General features: G+C 55.3%; 11 protein-coding genes and 1 pseudogene. 7 read left to right on the top strand and 5 right to left on the bottom strand.

The genetic code is table 11. The features are described from left to right. Positions 1-282: 282 nt before the first annotated feature. Positions 283-681, top strand: a complete 399-nt coding sequence (locus tag EDC90_RS07940; RefSeq protein WP_132310295.1) for a flagellar biosynthetic protein FliO — start codon at positions 283-285, stop codon at positions 679-681. A gap of 61 nt (positions 682-742) precedes the next feature. Here the strand turns inward: EDC90_RS07940 and dksA are convergent, their stop codons facing one another. Then, complete coding sequence (gene dksA / locus EDC90_RS07935; RefSeq protein ID WP_132310293.1) at positions 743-1,162, bottom strand: RNA polymerase-binding protein DksA; 420 nt, start codon at positions 1,160-1,162, stop codon at positions 743-745. 507 nt (positions 1,163-1,669) lie between these two features. Here dksA and EDC90_RS07930 point away from each other — a divergent pair. The 4 genes from EDC90_RS07930 to EDC90_RS07915 all read left to right on the top strand — a co-directional run bounded on the left by EDC90_RS07930 (position 1,670) and on the right by EDC90_RS07915 (position 5,539). Next, the gene (locus EDC90_RS07930; RefSeq protein WP_132310291.1) at positions 1,670-2,188 is read left to right on the top strand and encodes a SixA phosphatase family protein; all 519 of its coding nucleotides are present in this window, start codon (positions 1,670-1,672) and stop codon (positions 2,186-2,188) included. A gap of 96 nt (positions 2,189-2,284) precedes the next feature. Further along, the gene (locus EDC90_RS07925) at positions 2,285-3,763 is read left to right on the top strand and encodes a YcjX family protein (RefSeq protein WP_132310289.1); all 1,479 of its coding nucleotides are present in this window, start codon (positions 2,285-2,287) and stop codon (positions 3,761-3,763) included. Continuing rightward, entirely contained in the window at positions 3,760-4,845 is a 1,086-nt protein-coding gene (locus EDC90_RS07920) for a YcjF family protein (RefSeq protein WP_132310287.1), read from the top strand. Before EDC90_RS07925 ends, EDC90_RS07920 begins: the two co-directional genes overlap by 4 nt. Before the next feature lie 139 nt (positions 4,846-4,984). Continuing rightward, positions 4,985-5,539 (top strand): hypothetical protein, encoded by a 555-nt coding sequence (locus EDC90_RS07915; RefSeq protein WP_132310285.1) that lies wholly within the window; start codon positions 4,985-4,987, stop codon positions 5,537-5,539. Here the strand turns inward: EDC90_RS07915 and folK are convergent. The 4 genes from folK to EDC90_RS07895 form a co-directional block, all read right to left on the bottom strand. Continuing rightward, positions 5,532-6,083 carry a 2-amino-4-hydroxy-6-hydroxymethyldihydropteridine diphosphokinase gene (gene folK, locus EDC90_RS07910; RefSeq protein ID WP_132310283.1) on the bottom strand — a complete coding sequence of 184 codons (552 nt, stop codon included), beginning with the start codon at positions 6,081-6,083 and terminating at the stop codon, positions 5,532-5,534. The two genes, EDC90_RS07915 and folK, sit on opposite strands and share 8 nt — an antisense overlap. Then, the gene (folB, locus tag EDC90_RS07905) at positions 6,049-6,420 is read right to left on the bottom strand and encodes a dihydroneopterin aldolase (RefSeq protein WP_132310281.1); all 372 of its coding nucleotides are present in this window, start codon (positions 6,418-6,420) and stop codon (positions 6,049-6,051) included. The genes folK and folB overlap by 35 nt, the downstream gene beginning before the upstream one ends. Then, entirely contained in the window at positions 6,417-7,289 is an 873-nt protein-coding gene (gene folP, locus EDC90_RS07900; RefSeq protein WP_132310279.1) for a dihydropteroate synthase, read from the bottom strand. The genes folB and folP overlap by 4 nt, the downstream gene beginning before the upstream one ends. 239 nt (positions 7,290-7,528) lie before the next feature. Further along, a complete protein-coding gene (locus EDC90_RS07895; RefSeq protein ID WP_132310277.1) occupies positions 7,529-7,849 on the bottom strand; it encodes a 2Fe-2S iron-sulfur cluster-binding protein in 321 nt (106 codons plus the stop codon). Between the two features lie 506 nt (positions 7,850-8,355). Here EDC90_RS07895 and EDC90_RS07890 point away from each other — a divergent pair. After that, complete coding sequence (locus EDC90_RS07890) at positions 8,356-14,517, top strand: hypothetical protein (RefSeq protein ID WP_132310275.1); 6,162 nt, start codon at positions 8,356-8,358, stop codon at positions 14,515-14,517. 821 nt (positions 14,518-15,338) lie between these two features. After that, a pseudogene (locus EDC90_RS07880) lies at positions 15,339-15,655 on the top strand (transposase); the annotation flags it as partial. Between the last annotated feature and the right edge of the window lie 78 nt (positions 15,656-15,733).

The following is a 15,733-nucleotide window of genomic DNA, read 5'->3' as shown; positions in this document are numbered from 1 at the left end:
ACCTCAATGTCCGCACACGCACCCGATGCCGTATTTTTTGCATGGTCATCGCTTCAAGTGCCTTTAAATTCCATACTTGAAGAAGCAAACTCCATCAAAATGCTTAATTTTGAGTTTTGGAACAGAATCAAGCGGCAAACGAAATGCCGCAGTGACGTCAAATCGTCGGAAAATTGACAAATCGGCAATAAACCAATGCTATCGGTGAAAGCCGACACAACTGAAACAAGGGCCATGCCCGGCTCATAGACGTTTAGATTGCAGAACCACGAAAGGTTGAGAATGGGAGAGTCATTTTTCGGCGGCACGTTGTTTAATTTTCCGCTGATATCCGTAGCCGTTATTATTCTGGCTTTGATTGCGATCGGGCTGCTCTTCCGTCATCGCCCGCCATCACCTTTCATCAAGGGCGGCAAGAATCGCAGGCCAAGGCTTTATGTGGTCGATGCAGCCGCCGTAGATGCCCGTCGCCGGGTAATCCTGGTCCGTCGCGATAATGTCGAACATCTGGTCATGATCGGTGGGCCGAACGATATTCTGCTGGAAACAAAGATCCCTGCTCCGATCGGCACACGCCACGAACGCACTTCGTCACCAAGAAGACCTGTTTCAGCAGGAGACACAACAGCACCCCGCCAGGAAGCTGGAACGGCCGTCCCTGAGCCTGAAAACGAACACTGAAAAAACAAAATCAAACTAAAAAGCCGCGCTTTTGAAAGAGCGCGGCTTTTTAGAGTATTAGTTATTCGTCACGATAAACTTTTTCACGCCGCTCGTGCCGCTCCTGTGCCTCGATCGACAACGTGGCGATAGGGCGAGCATCCAACCGCTTGAGCCCGATGGGCTCCCCGGTTTCTTCACAGTAACCATAGGTTCCGTCATCAATTCGACGCAATGCGGCATCGATTTTCGAGATCAGCTTACGCTGACGGTCACGCGCTCTCAATTCGATGGATCGATCGGTTTCAGACGAAGCCCGGTCTGCAAGATCCGGGTGATTGGCGCTCTCACTTGCCAGATTGTCGAGCGTCTCGCGTGCCTCACGCAAAATATCGTTTTTCCAACCGATAAGTTTCGCGCGGAAATAGGCCCGCTGGTTGGGATTCATGAACTCTTCATCATCGGAGAGAACATAGCTACTAAGATCAATGTTCTTGTTCAAAGCCATTCTCCTGAACAACACCCCACGCGCGGTGTATATCCTAAACAATCTACCGCGTTCAAGTGTTTGATTGAGTTTTAAGCAGATACAAAACTGTCAAAAAAATAGGCCATTATTTATTTTTTGAGCAGTACTCATCATATTCATCCCGACTCCAAGGGATTCTCCACGTCAAAAGCGGCAAAAACACGCGAAAGTCGTATTCACCTGCACGCGGTTTAGGCAATTTTATTCCGTTGTGGATAAGTTTAATCACGGACGCAATTCCGGAAAAAACAACTAAAAATAGAAATAAATTCCCAAAAACCGGGATGGCTCTCAGCGAGTGATGGAATTTTGCATGGGTATAAAAGCCAAATTGCGCTCTTGCCACGCAGCAATTTGTGCTAAAGAAACCAAAGGACCTCTTAATCTCGTGTTCAGGCTCGCAGATATCACGAGAATCGAGGATGGCTCTGCTCCGGAGCCAGACAAATCTGTTCCAGTCTTGCCGCTTCGAGAAGAATGATGACAAAGATCACCCCTCCTCCCGCACGGATTTATCTGGTCAGACATGCGCAGGCAGTCTGGCCGGAACCAACCATGCGCGATTTCGAGCGCATGCTTTCCAAAAGCGGCGCGGAGGACGCCGCCGAAATGGCCCGTCAGCTAAAAGACAAAGGCTATATTCCGGACATCATTCTATCGTCTTCGGCAATGCGCTGCCGTCAGACTGCCGATGCCGCGTACCGCTTTCTTGGACGCGCGCCGAAGTGCCAGTTTGTCGACGACTTCTATCAGGCTGCTCCTGTGACCTATCTGGAAGCACTTGAAGAAGTCGGTGCCTCTGGTTCGGTGATGCTTGTGGGGCATAATCCCGGTATCGAAGAAGCGTTTCTGATGCTGGCAGGGCACGACGCCTTCAACAAAGCGTGCCCCTACGGTTTTCCAACAGCGGGCATAGCCGTGCTTGATTATAATGCTGACACGAGTTCTTTATCATCCGAACATACCGGCTGGGTGGTGACCGATTTTCTGGCACCTTAAGTTTATATAAGCGCACCGCTTAATTGCCTGCCTCAGACTTTTACAAAGCTTGGGCGCTATCTATATGTATGAGAGTGTTCAAAGGATTACCGCACATTGACGCCTGTACATACATCTCTTGGTGATGAAGCTCGATTGACGCTCGACAATCTTGCCGACCGCGCCAGCGATCTTGTGGAACCAACCCTGAGGCTCGGTGTAACGGGGCTTTCGCGCGCAGGCAAAACCGTTTTCATCGCTTCTCTGGTTCATAATCTGCTTCATCGCGGACGGCTGCCGATGTTCGAGGCGATGCGATCTGGCCGTCTGTCAGCAGCAAAACTCGAAGAACAGCCAGACGATTCTATTCCACGCTTCGAATATGAGCGTCACATCGAGAAGCTGGTAAATGACCGGATATGGCCAGAATCAACGCGCGCGATCTCCGAACTCAGGCTGACCCTTGAATTTGAAAGTGCCAGCCGGTGGAGCCGGTGGTTTTCCCGCGGCAAGATTGCCATCGATATTGTGGACTATCCTGGAGAGTGGCTTCTGGATCTTCCGCTTCTCGGACAGGATTACGAAACATTCTCACGAGAGACGGAAGCGCGCGCTAGGAAGGGTTTACGCGAACCGCTGGCGCAGGAGTGGCTGAAATTCGCTGAAACGCTTGATCCTGAAGCACCTGCGGACGAATCAACGATCAGAAAGCTCCACCAGACTTTTGCGGACTATCTGAAGGCCTGCAAGGCTGATGAGCACTCTCTTTCAACACTGCCTCCCGGCCGTTTTTTAATGCCGGGCGACCTCGAAGGCTCACCGGCTTTGACATTTGCGCCCCTGCCCGGCCTGCCTGAAGGCCCGCATAAGAAGGGATCGCTTGCTGGACTGATGGCACGGCGATACGAGGCCTACAAAACGGTCGTGGTCAAACCCTTCTTTCGTCACCACTTTGCGCGTCTGGATCGCCAGATCGTGCTGGTCGACACGCTTCAGGCGCTCAGTCGAGGCCCGGAGGCTGTGGAAGACCTGGAACGGGCGCTTTCCGACGTTCTTGCCTGCTTCCGGCCCGGCCGTAATTCGTGGCTTTCTGCCCTGGTAAGACGACGCATCGACCGCGTTCTGATCGCAGCGACAAAGGCAGACCACCTGCATCACGAAAGCCATGACCGCCTTGAAAAACTGACCCGCAAACTCGTTGAAGATGCGGCCCACTCCATTGGCGACAAGGGCGCAGGGTTTGAGGTGATGGCACTTGCATCTGTGCGGGCGACACGCGAAGCGACTGTCGAAAGCGGAACGAGCATTCTTCCCGTGATCGTTGGCACCCCGATCAACGGTGAGAAGATTGGGTCTGAAACCTTTGACGGAACCCGCAAAACGGCCATTTTTCCCGGCGATCTTCCTGCAAACCCGGATGCGTTTTTCCGTCATTTGCGTAAAGGTGGAGCGCTTACGCAAAGCCTGGCAGACATTAATGCAGTCAGATTCCGTCCGCCGGAAATCGGCTCTGCGGATGATCATGAAACGCTTTCCATCCCGCATATCCGGCTGGATCGCGCGCTCCAGTTCCTGATCGGAGATCGTCTCGCATGAATGAGCAGGACAAAAATCCGAGACGCCCCGCATTCTTTGACTTCGAAGAACGGGATCCTCAACCGGAAAAGACGCCAAGCGGAGATGAACCTCGCCGGCCTCGTAGTTTTGATGAGCCGGATATTCGGTTCACGCCCGACGAGGAGGATCCTTTTCTCAGTGAGGACGGCATGAATGATGCCGAGGCTCTGGAACCGGAAGCTGCGACAATGAAAAAGCGCGGATTCTCGTTCGCAAAGCTTGCGATGGGCGCCTTCGGCATTGTCCTGACGCTTGCGCTGGGGCTGTGGATCGATGATCTCGTGCGCGGGCTGTTTGCCCGGGCACCATGGCTGGGCTGGCTCGCATTGGGCGCCGTTGCAGTCGGTGTGCTCGCAGCGGTGATCGTTGCCATTCGCGAAGTTATTGCGATCATGCGCCTCGGCGCTATCCAGAATATCAAGGTGAAGGTTGCCGAAGCACATGCCGGAAGCGACACTGGGGAAGCGCGCAAGGCAGCCGAAGAGTTATCCGGCCTGCTTTCAGCAAAGGCCGAAACTGCGCGCGGCCGCCAGCTGCTTCGCGACATGGAAGCAGATATCGTCGATGCTCCGCAGCTGATCGAATTCTGCGAACGCGAGATGATGAGCCCGCTTGACCTTAAGGCAAGGGCGCTCATTCTGAACGCCTCCAAGCGCGTTTCTGTCGTCACTGCCGTCAGCCCGCGTGCTGCTGTTGACCTTATCTATGTATTTTATGAGTCGGTCCGCCTCGTGCGCAATATGGCAGAGCTTTATGGCGGGCGACCCGGTTCAATCGGGATGTTTCGCCTGATGCGCGATGTTCTCGCACACCTGGCCGTGACCGGATCAATCGCGGTTGGAGACGGCCTCGTTCAGCAGGTTCTCGGGCATGGACTGGCCTCCAAGCTTTCAGCCCGGTTCGGTGAAGGCGTCATCAACGGTCTGATGACGGCGCGAATTGGCATCGCCGCGATGGACCTTTGCCGGCCGATGCCATTTCAGGCCCTGAAGCGCCCCGGAATCGGTGATTTCATCAGCGATCTTGGGCCGGGTAGCAAGCGAGATCTTTCGCGTCCATAACTCTGGCTTTCGCGCGCGGCTTGCCTGCCCGGTACTCGCCTTCAGGTCGAAACCTCGTATTAACCATTCCAGCGCATAGTTGAGACGACTTGTTTTATGGCCGCTGCATGCCACCCGTTCTCAGCTGTTGGATCAGATTATGACCAGATGCCTTGCCCGCTCCGCCATGCTTCGTTGCTGTGCAGCGCTTTCGCTTGCCGTTCTGGTTTCTCCACTGGTGGCAAAAGCAGAAAGCAATGACGATGCATTCTTTCAGGATGTTGCCGGGCGCTGGCAAGGTTCCGGAAAAATCATCGAGGGCAAGCTGAAAGGCAAACGTTTCAGATGCACACTCGACGGCGTACCCGCCACAGCTCCTGAAGAGGGTTTCAGGCTGGAAGGGTCTTGCAGGTCCGGCCTTCTCTCACACAAGGTGACTGCTGCATTCCTGCGGGATGGTGATGGGTATCACGGCCACTTTCTGGATGGTGAAGACGGTGAAGGGCTGGATGTAACCGGCGGTATCGTAAAGAACCGTACAGCGATCATTGACGTGAAGCGGGAAAAGGTGACAGGCGCAGTCGTTACCAATCTGATGAGCGACGATGACCTCAACATTACCGTCATGATACGGGGACACACAAAGTTTGTGCCCGTAATCGGTTTGTCGCTGAAGCGTCAGACCGACGGCACAACTGTCGGCTCGATCAAATAAGCGGTTCTTCCCACCAATGCCCGTCTTCACTGGCGGGCAAGATACCGTCACGCTCACACTTCGAGGCCCAGTCCGCGACCGTGCGCCCAAGCACCGGAAGGTCCGGCGCAATTTCCGCAAGCGGCACCAGAACAAAACCACGCTCGGTCATACGGGGATGCGGAACGGTAATGTGATCGCTTTCGATTTCCTGCAATCCGTAAGTCAGAATATCGATATCGACCAGACGCGGCCCCCAGCGAACCTTGCGAACGCGTTTGAGCCGATGCTCGATATCGAGACAAAGCTGCATCAGATCGTCCGGCTTCAAAGACGTTTTAAGCCTTGCACAGCTGTTTAGAAAAGCAGGCTGTTCGGTCAGCCCCCATGGCGGTGTACGATAGAGTCTTGAGACCCCGTCCACCCTGCAATCGGGCCTTTCATTCAACATGTGAAGCGCTTGCGCCATTGTCTGGCGTGGATCGCCCAAATTCCCGCCAAGGCCTAGCGTGACATCTATCGTGGGCAAATCACTCTGCACAGTAGACCACACGGGCTTCTGCATAATCCAAAAGCCCGGCAACCGGAGCTGAGGGCTTGCGCACGGCGATCTCGGCTGTACGGATCGCGGGAAACTGACGGCAAAGTGTTTCACCGACCGCATAAGCCAGTGCTTCAATGAGGCGGTAGCGTTGCTTCGTTACAACGTCCTCAATCACATGGAATGCAACGCCGTAATCGACACCGTCGCTCAGATCATCGTTTTTTAAAACCGACTCGCTTTCAATCGTGAGCACAGCATCAACATAAAATCGCTGTCCGAGTCGCTCTTCTTCAGGCATGACGCCGTGTTTCGCGAAGAAGGCACAGTTTTTCAGTGTGATAACATATTGTGTGTTCATGTGCTTTCTCCGAAGCCCCGGCTGATCATGGCATCGGCAAATGCCAGTGCCGCTTTGTTGGCTGCCACGTTGTGAACGCGGAAGATACTCCCGCCCGCAAGCCGGGTCAAAACCGTCGTTGCTGCGGTCCCGAAATCACGGCTGAGATTGTCAGTGCCTCCACTCAGCGCCGCAACAAAGCGCTTGCGCGATGTACCGATAAGCAAAGGGATCCCCAAATTCTGAAGCGTGCGAAGGCCTGCCATAATGTCCAGATTTTCGCCGGTATCCTTGCCAAATCCAAAACCGGGATCAAGCAGCAGATTGTGATCACCAATGCCCTGTCGTTTCGCTTCTGCAACCTGCTGCCGGAGAAACATCAGTTGGTCTTCGAGGGGGGCTGCCAGCACTGAACGCTCGCGGCTCGTGTGCATGAGACAATAGCCTGCCTTTGCTTCTGCAGCGACGGAAAACATCTGGCTGTCAGCCATACCGCCCGAAACATCATTGATAATATGCGCACCGGCCTCAATGGCCAGCCTTGCGGTTTCGGCCCGGTATGTATCGATCGAGATGACTGCGTCGGTCTCAGCGGAAAGACGGCGGATCACCGGTAAAACACGAGCCTGCTCTTCAGCAGGCGAAACGGGTTTTGCGCCAGGCCGCGTCGACTCGCCCCCCACATCAAGAATATGGGCGCCCTCTTCCATAGCCTTGAGCGCAAACTGAAACGCATCGTCAAGGTCACCGAACTGGCCACCATCTGAAAACGAGTCCGGTGTAACGTTGACGATCGCCATCAACTGCCCGCAACGCCCGAGGTTCAGTTGGCGCCCATGCGCCAGACCAAGCTGACGCTCGGCAAATATTTCATTCTTCGGATGCTTCATAGAGTTGCCAAGCCTAATTCGTCCTGAAAAGCGAAGTCATTGAACCGCCAGAAGCGCCTGTCAGAAGGCCAGTGTCTTTAAAATGACACTTTCCTTACGGACACTTGATCCCGACGTTTCGCAGCATCCGGCATTGGCCGAGGTGCCGAGCGTCATAGCCCCCTAGTAAGGTTAATTCGCCCCGGCTTCTCACCCCCATAGAAGACGGGGCTTTTTTTATCTAAACTGACAGACGGCGATCAGCCCTGCATTTCAGGCACACGCACGACAAGTCCATCCAGTTCGTCTGACATGCTGATCTGACAGGATAGACGCGAATTTGCGCGCACATCGACGGCAAAATCGAGCATATCTTCTTCCATCGGCTCTGGCTCGCCAACTTTTTCAGTCCATGTAGCATCGACATAAACGTGACAGGTGGCACAGGCACAGGCTCCACCGCATTCCGCTTCAATACCTGGAACGCCATTGCGAACGGCGTTTTCCATGACGCTTGAGCCGTCTTGCACATCAAGCTCATAGGCCGTGTCGTCATTGCCGATGATTGTGAGTTTAACCATGTCCTGAACCTGTTATTCTGGGAGGTGAGTAAATTACACGGCAGTTCTTCAACCAAATCGACGGTCTAGTCAATATTAGGTCGTCACTCCCGAAATCAGGCCCTCCTGTTCCCGGCCGGACACGACCTTCCCAGAGACGCCATAGAAAAGGCGTATTATGGTTAATATTTGCTAAATAGCGGATTCTAATCGCTTTTTGCGGGGATTGGGTTGGCAACGTCCACTGCGGTAGCGCTTACAGGAGCCATCAAAGCAGGGGATATTGTTGTGAACCCATTGCGGATATGCGATTTAATCATGGTAATTCGTTGAAAAAGCTAAGATTTGCCGGACATCAGGATTGCTGGAAGGCCGAGTTTTCCAGGTCTGCGCATCTGAGCTGACGTTTTGAGTACCACCGTAACACGGTCATTCCTGAATGATCGGCGACCGGTGTCTTTCGAGTTTCTGGGGTTGCCTGAGCGTATTCATGAACTGTTCGGGCGCCGCGTGTCACGAGGCGTAACATGGCTAAAAATTCTGGCGGCACTTCGCTCGACGAGCAGTCCATCAATGCGTTGGAAGACGCACTGGAGCTCGATCTGACCGGAGATGACGGCGATTCTTCAAAGAACGCCAGATCAGAAACGGAAGACAAAACAAACCAGGCCAGCACTCGGTCAGGCAGCGGGGAACCAGAGCGCGCGACAGCTTCGCGACCGAAATCCCCCGAATTCCAGCCTGCAAATGACCCTGGACGCTTTTCTGCACGCCGCATTCTCAAAGGTTTTGAAAGCCGCTCAGTCTTTCAGGCGCTGCGACGCACATTGATCTTTTCAGCAATCTGGCTCATCTTCGGTGTTGGCGGAACGCTTGCCGTCTTCGGTCAGCAGATTTTCGCCGTTGAAACCGTTGGTGCCTTCTTCGCAATCGATGGCATCGGCTTTGCGCTATCGCTCACCTTCATTCCGATTTTCCTGTTCATCGCGTCAACATTGATGCTCGCACGTGCCCGCGATATGCACGATGCTGCCCGCTCGATGGCAGAGGTTGCCATCCGCCTGTCTGAGCCGGATGAAATGGCAAATCAGCAAGTCCGGACTGTCGGTCAGGCGGTTCGCCGCGAAGTCTACGCCATGAATGAAGGTATTGAGCGCACGATCGCACGCGCGGCCGAACTGGAAAATATGGTTCACTCGGAAGTTAACGCGCTGGAGCGCAGCTATGCCGACAACGAGATGCGCATCCGCAATCTTGTTCAGGAACTGGTTGCCGAACGTGAAGCCATTGTCAGCCATGCTGATCGCGTTCGTACTTCGTTGGTCGGCACGAATAACGAGCTGAAAACCGATATTACAACGCTGATGAACGAGCTCACGCAGACGGTCAGCACCGCGGGCAACGGCGTTGCCGAAATGCTCGAAACACGCGCTGCATTGATTGAAGACAGCTCAACGCGCGCCGCAGAAAACATCAGCGGCGTTCTCGATAGCCGCACCGAAACCCTGCGCAGCGATCTCGACCGCTCCTATGGTGAACTGAACAGCCTCTTCGATGAGAAGTTCTCCAGCCTTTCGGAAAGCTTTGCCGAGCGGGGCACTGCGCTTATCAACGCATTTGAAACCACCGCAACATCGGTCAACAGCGATGCCGAACGCCTTGCTGAAACCCTGAACGAACGGACCAAGGCCCTCAATGAAGTTCTCAGTGAACGTTCCGCAGAATTGCGTGACGTTGCTGACAGCACTCAGAAGAGCCTGCACGACACAATCGAACGGGTCACCCTGGGCCTGACGGCAACGATTAGCGATTCGCAAAGCCGCTTCACGCAGCAGGTGAGCGAAACCAGTGCCGAAGCCAACCGCCTCATCGAAGAGCGCAGCGACTTCATCGATCAGCGTCTTGAAGCGACCATTTCACGCCTCACCTCGAACCTCGATAGTCGCTTTGATGGTCTGAATGACTTCCTGGATCACAGCAGCAATTCGCTGAACGAACGTCTTGGTGACAATCTCGCTCGTTATCAGCAAGCCATCACTGAAGGTGAAACGAGCATTGAAACGATGCTGCAGAGTGCAGGCGAAACCTTCCACGAGCGCCTCAACGACCAGACGCTTGCCATTGCGACAACGCTCAGCCTCGGCAGCGACAGCCTGAACCAGACAATCAGCGACCAGACCAAACTGCTAGGCGACAAGCTGAGCGACGAACAGAGCCAGCTCAGCCGCACACTGAACGACGCTTCAGAGCGCCTGGACGGCAAGCTGGCACGCTTCAGCAGCCAGATCGAAAATGGTGAGGCCAGCATTTCTGCAGCACTGACAAGCACCGGTGAACGGCTTGAAGAGCGCATGAACGATCAGGCCTTTGCTCTGGCGGCGACACTGAGTGCCGGTGAGGAAAGCCTCGCACAGACACTTGACGCCCATTCTTCATCCATCGGCGAAACGCTCGATAAAGGTCATGAGCGTCTGAGCGGATCGATGAATGAAGTTGCCGGTCGCCTGCGTTCAGATATTGACCAGTTTGACCAGTCCATCAAAACCAGTGGCGACAATATCTCGGCTTCACTCAAGGACGCTTCCAGCCGCCTTGATGAGCGGATGACCGAGCAGGCGGTTACCCTGGCTTCTACCCTCAGCCTCGGTGAAGAAAGCCTTTCCGAGACACTGGGCACCCATTCCTCGAAGATCGAAGCAACGATAAGCGATGGTCATCAGCGCATCAGCGGTGCGCTCGAAGGTGCTTCAGACAAACTGCGTGCAGATCTTGATCGCTTTGACGAGGCCGTTCGCTCCAGCGAAAGCAGCGTTGAGGCATCTCTGGCCGGCGCTTCTGAACGTCTCAGCGAGCGGATGAATGAGCAGGCGCTGAACATCGCGACAACGCTGAGCCTTAGCGAAGAGAGCCTTGCAGATACACTCGGTTCACATTCGTCAAAGATTGAAGGCGCGTTGAACGAAGGGCACCGGCGCATCAGCGGCGCTCTCGAAGGCGCGTCTGAACGCCTCAGCGAACGGATGAATGAGCAGGCGGTTACCCTGGCTTCTACCCTCAGCCTCGGTGAAGAAAGCCTGTCGGAGACGCTTGGAACGCATTCGTCCAAGATTGAAAGCGCGCTTGATAATGGTCACCAGCGCATCAGTGGTGCACTGGATGGTGCCTCGGACAAACTGCGCGCAGACCTTGACCGCTTCGACGAAGCAGTTCGGTCGAGCGAAACCAGTATTGAAGCCTCACTTGCCGGTGCGTCAGAGCGTCTTGGTGAACGCATGAACGAACAGGCGCTGAACATCGCAACAACGCTGAGCCTCAGCGAGGAAAGCCTCGGCCAGTCAATCGAGCAACACCGTGCGCGCGTTGAAAACACGCTGAACGATGGCACCGAAAAGCTCGGTAAGACTTTCGACGGCATCGACAGCCGTATCGAAGCTGCGTTTATCGAGCGGGAAAAGGCGATTGGTGAGGTCTATGAGAAAGGGCATGCCCGCCTTCAGGACAGCCTCGGCAAGGGAACGGAACAGTTCAGGAAGACTCTGGAAGACACAAGTGCACAGATCGTTGAATCGCTCAACGAAGAAAGCACCAGCATCACCAGCACCCTCGCCGCATCGACCGGTCTTCTGGAGATGTCGCTGGAAGGTCGCGAGAATGCCCTTCGCGAAATGATCGAACGCTCCGGACTCGAGCTGGACAATACCCTGCGCAACTCTGCCGGTGTCATTGCTGATAAGGTTTCGACGGCCGCCGGACTGATCAGCAAGTCGGCAGACACAATCACAGGACGGGTGGAAGGCTCATTCAGCGAAATCGACCGTAGCCTGAGGGCGCATGGAGAGAGCATCGACAAGGGTGCAACTCGCCTCGAAGGTCTGGTGCATGAAACCGGCACACGGCTTGAAAACGCCCTCGCCGACCATGTTTCAGCCGTTGACAGCACGAGCGGACGAGCCGCCGACCGTGTCACCGAAGCTCTCGCTGCCTACACAAAGACACTGGACGAAGCGAGCACGAAGACACAGACCCGTCTTCAGGAAACGCTCAACGATCATGCAGCAGCAATCGAGATGACCGGCGGATCGCTGGAAGAGCGCTTCTCGCAGTCGCTTTCACGTTATGCATCAACCGTGCATGAAACCGGCGACCGGACCCGCGAACAGATCGAACAGGCAATTGCCGATCACGCCGCCGCGCTGGAGCGCAGCAGTGCTGAAACCTCAGCCCGGTTCGAGCGCAATCTGCATGCCCAGACAGCCAACTTCACGGAAGCCAGCGAAGCTGCTGCAGGGCGCATCAGTGAGAAGCTGAATGAAGGCACGGCGCATATTGATGAACGCTTCGGAACGTTCGAGCGTGCTATCGACACCGGCCTTTCCAACGTAAACACGACCATGGAACGACAGGCCGCACGCCTTGCAGGCAGCCTGCGTGAAACTGTGGCAGAGACAACCGCCGGAATGGAGCTTGGCGCTGAAAACACGCGTCTGGCACTGGAAAGCTCCGGTGAAGCGTTTGCCGAGAAGATTCAGAATACATATTCCACTGTTCAGCAGAGCATGGAGGGCAGTGCCCATGCGATCTTTGATCGTGCGCGTCAGCTGCAGACTCAGCTTGCAGAGCAGGCCCGGACTGCCGGCGATGAAGCCAGCAGCAACAGCCAGCGTATTGCCGAGATCATCGGTGCGACCAGCGAGCGTATCGATGGTCAGGTATCGGCCATTCGCCAGACGATGCAGGACGCAGAACGCCTTCTGAGCGAACGCGGAGAAACGCTGAATGCCGGTATCAACAGTACGGCGAGCATGCTGACCCAGAATCTCGAAGAGACCGAACGGGTTATGGCTGAGCGGGCAAGGAGCCTGCGTGCCAGCCTTGGATCTCAGATTGAGGAACTGGAACAGACGCTTGGCGCCGTTGACCGGGCTCTTGAGGCACGCGGACAGGCCGTCAGCACAGCGCTTGACGAGCGCGCCCGCGATATGAACTCGATGCTTGCCGGACACACAACAGAGCTGAGCAGCCTGATTAATGACCAGGCCCGCCCGCTGATCGAGCGCTATGGTGAAACCGGACGTATCGCGGCAGATCGTATTACCCGTGCCGCAGAAGCCAGCAGCCAACAGCTCAAAGAAAACAGCGACGGCCTTTCATCCAATGTCGAAGCCATGGTTTCGCGTCTCAGCCGCAGTCACGAAGAATTTGCGAACCTGGTCAATCAGGCTGCTGCAAATCTCTACTCAGCCGATCGCAACCTCAGTGCAACGGCAGAGCATGTCAGCGAGACAGCATCGCGCTCGACGGCATCTATGTCCGAAAGCACAGCCCAGATTGCACGTCACATCGACACCCTCGACAACAGTGCGGGGAACTCGCTTGAGACCGTGCGCCGACTGGTCTCCGAGATCGAAAGTCATGCCGGTATTCTCGATAAGGCATCCGGCCTGATCGAAGCTGCACAGTCCAACCTGTCCAGCACACTTTCGGAACGGCAGGAAACACTCGCCAGCCTTTCGGAAGGCATTGCACGTCGCTCGCAGGAGATCGACAAAGGCCTGCAGGCCACTGCCGCGATGGTTGCCAGCAGTGTCGAAAATGCCAGCCGGGACACACAGGCTATGTCACGACGCCTTTCGGAAGAAATGGCGGCTTCGATGAACGAAGCTTCAAGGCTTGTGGATGAATCCGGACGGAGCTCCGAAGAGGCTGCACACAAGATCCGTGAGACCTTGCGCAGTTCCGTCGACGAGGCTTCACAGCGCTTCTCCGGCGCTACGCAGGAAGTTGAACGGATTGCCTCTGAAATCCGCACAATCCTCGATGGCACCCGCGCTGACGTCAAACGAGGTATCCACGCCATGCCGGAAGAAGCCCGCGAAAGTGCTGCGGCCATGCGTCAGGCCGTCGAAGATCAGGTTCGTGCCCTCAACGATATTTCAAGCCTGATCAACACATCTAAGTCCCAGCTGTCGCCACCGGCCAGGACTGAACAGGCTGAACGCAAGGAGCCTGCGAAACCGCAGGCCAGACAGACTGCGCCAAATGCTTCACAGCGACCGTTTGTCAGCCCGAGCGCCGGTTCTCTTGCCGCGCCAAGGGAAGAAACCGCGGCACGGGGGCCAAGCCTGCGCGGAACGTCCGGCAGAGCGACAACCGCACCGAGTGAGCCGTCTGTTCGCAAAGCTGCGCCTCAAAGCTCCCAGACAATGGCGTCCCAGTCATCTGGCGGCGAAGGCTGGATCAGCGATCTGCTGAAAGCTGCCTCCCGTGAAGAAGCTGAACCGCGCACCGGCCCGGCCAAGGCACAGGAGAGCTGGGCAGCCGCGTCTAAACCGCGCAAACCCAATCAGGTTGTTGAGTCGCTGAATTCGCTTTCGGTCGACATCGCACGCGCCATAGACCATGATGCCTCGGTTGAACTCTGGGGACGTTATCAGCAGGGTGAACGCGACATATTCACGCGTCGTCTTTATACCCTGAAAGGCCAGCGCACCTTTGATGAGATCAAGACGAAATACGAAACCGATCGTGAGTTCAAAACCGCAGTTGACCGTTATATCGCCGATTTTGAGAAACTTCTTTCCGATGTCATGCGGAACAATCGTGACCGCTCGATGGTGCAGTCCTATCTGACATCGGACACCGGCAAGGTTTACACGATGCTGGCACACGCGGCCGGAAAGCTCCGCTGACGGGAAAACGATCAAAACAAAAAATCATAAAAAAGGCGGCCGGATGAAGCCGCCTTTTTTAATTGTCCGCTGAGGTGAGGCTGTTCCATTTTGAGCGCGTTGGCATCAAACGCACCTACCGGGAACCGCTATAAACCGAACACTTTCTGGCTCATCCAGCCCCACATTTGAAGAGCATCCAAAATCGTATAGCCAGCGCTGGCGGCACCTGGGATCAATCGTTCCGGGGCGAGCCCATGCTAAACGGGCCGGACGAACTGCCGGAAGCGCCCTGAAGAGATGGCGCACTATTTGGGTTTCCCCTTCCTCCGTCATTAATCTGCGGCGGCCCGGCGTCGCGTCGGTTTTGCATCACATGGCCAGACTGGTTGTACTGGTCGATGATCCCCCGCGAGCCAGAAGCGGATGATTGCCGATGAGAGGGGCCAGCCGCATCAGCCTCTCTTGATGATTGAGGGGCGGAGTTCGAAGCCGGCTGATTGGAAAGGCCTTCAGCAACAGGATTTTGCGGCGGCTGAGCGGCAGCCGTCTGTCTTACAGGGTAAACGCCTGGGCTGGTCGCTGCCTGACGTATAAATGATCTACTTGCCGCGGCGAGTTTTTCTTCCATTTCTGCTCGAAACTGAGAGGCTCTTTTTTCTAAGATATTGGAAACGTAGGTTTCTGCCCCCGGGATTTCCCTCTGAAACCGTGCTATTCGATTCAGAGCTAGATCTTCTAAACGAGCTTGCGCCCGATATTGTTGCACCTGGTCAACATGGACCTGTCGCGTATTTGTGCCGCTCCTTTGATAGCCTTTACTGCAACAAAGGAGATGAACTATGGTCACAGGAAGAACGGATGAATTTCGCAAAGATGCGGTTCGAATAGCATTAACCAGCGGGCTGACACGACGTCAGGTTGCCGACGATTTGGGCGTTGGGCTTTCGACGCTGAACAAGTGGGTGACGGCGCACCGCGACACGGATGTGGTATCGTCCGAGGATCGCGAGCTTGCGCGGGAGAACGAACGGCTTCGACGCGAGAACCGCATCCTCAAGGAGGAGAGGGACATTCTAAAAAAAGCCACCCAGTTCTTCGCGAGCCAAAAGCCATGAGATTTCGGTTCGTCGAAGAACAACGTGATCTTGTACCGATAGCGCAAGACTTTTTTAGGTTTCATGCTGAGGTCTGTAATCGGTTTGCACGCCGTGATGCCCGGATACTCTCGGATACG

Origin of the sequence: Martelella mediterranea (assembly GCF_004342225.1) — a bacterium.
Lineage (GTDB): Bacteria > Pseudomonadota > Alphaproteobacteria > Rhizobiales > Rhizobiaceae > Martelella > Martelella mediterranea_B.
Note: the sequence above shows the minus strand (reverse complement) of the source record. Positions and strands in the feature narration are given on the sequence as shown.

Coding starts and splice junctions, on each gene's coding strand:
- EDC90_RS07940 (WP_132310295.1), top strand. CDS start 283: ATGGGAGAGTCATTTTTCGGCGGCACGTTGTTTAATTTTCCGCTGATA.
- EDC90_RS07930 (WP_132310291.1), top strand. CDS start 1,670: ATGACAAAGATCACCCCTCCTCCCGCACGGATTTATCTGGTCAGACAT.
- EDC90_RS07920 (WP_132310287.1), top strand. CDS start 3,760: ATGAATGAGCAGGACAAAAATCCGAGACGCCCCGCATTCTTTGACTTC.
- EDC90_RS07915 (WP_132310285.1), top strand. CDS start 4,985: ATGACCAGATGCCTTGCCCGCTCCGCCATGCTTCGTTGCTGTGCAGCG.
- folK (WP_132310283.1), bottom strand. CDS start 6,083: ATGCAGAAGCCCGTGTGGTCTACTGTGCAGAGTGATTTGCCCACGATA.
- folB (WP_132310281.1), bottom strand. CDS start 6,420: ATGAACACACAATATGTTATCACACTGAAAAACTGTGCCTTCTTCGCG.
- folP (WP_132310279.1), bottom strand. CDS start 7,289: ATGAAGCATCCGAAGAATGAAATATTTGCCGAGCGTCAGCTTGGTCTG.
- EDC90_RS07895 (WP_132310277.1), bottom strand. CDS start 7,849: ATGGTTAAACTCACAATCATCGGCAATGACGACACGGCCTATGAGCTT.
- EDC90_RS07890 (WP_132310275.1), top strand. CDS start 8,356: ATGGCTAAAAATTCTGGCGGCACTTCGCTCGACGAGCAGTCCATCAAT.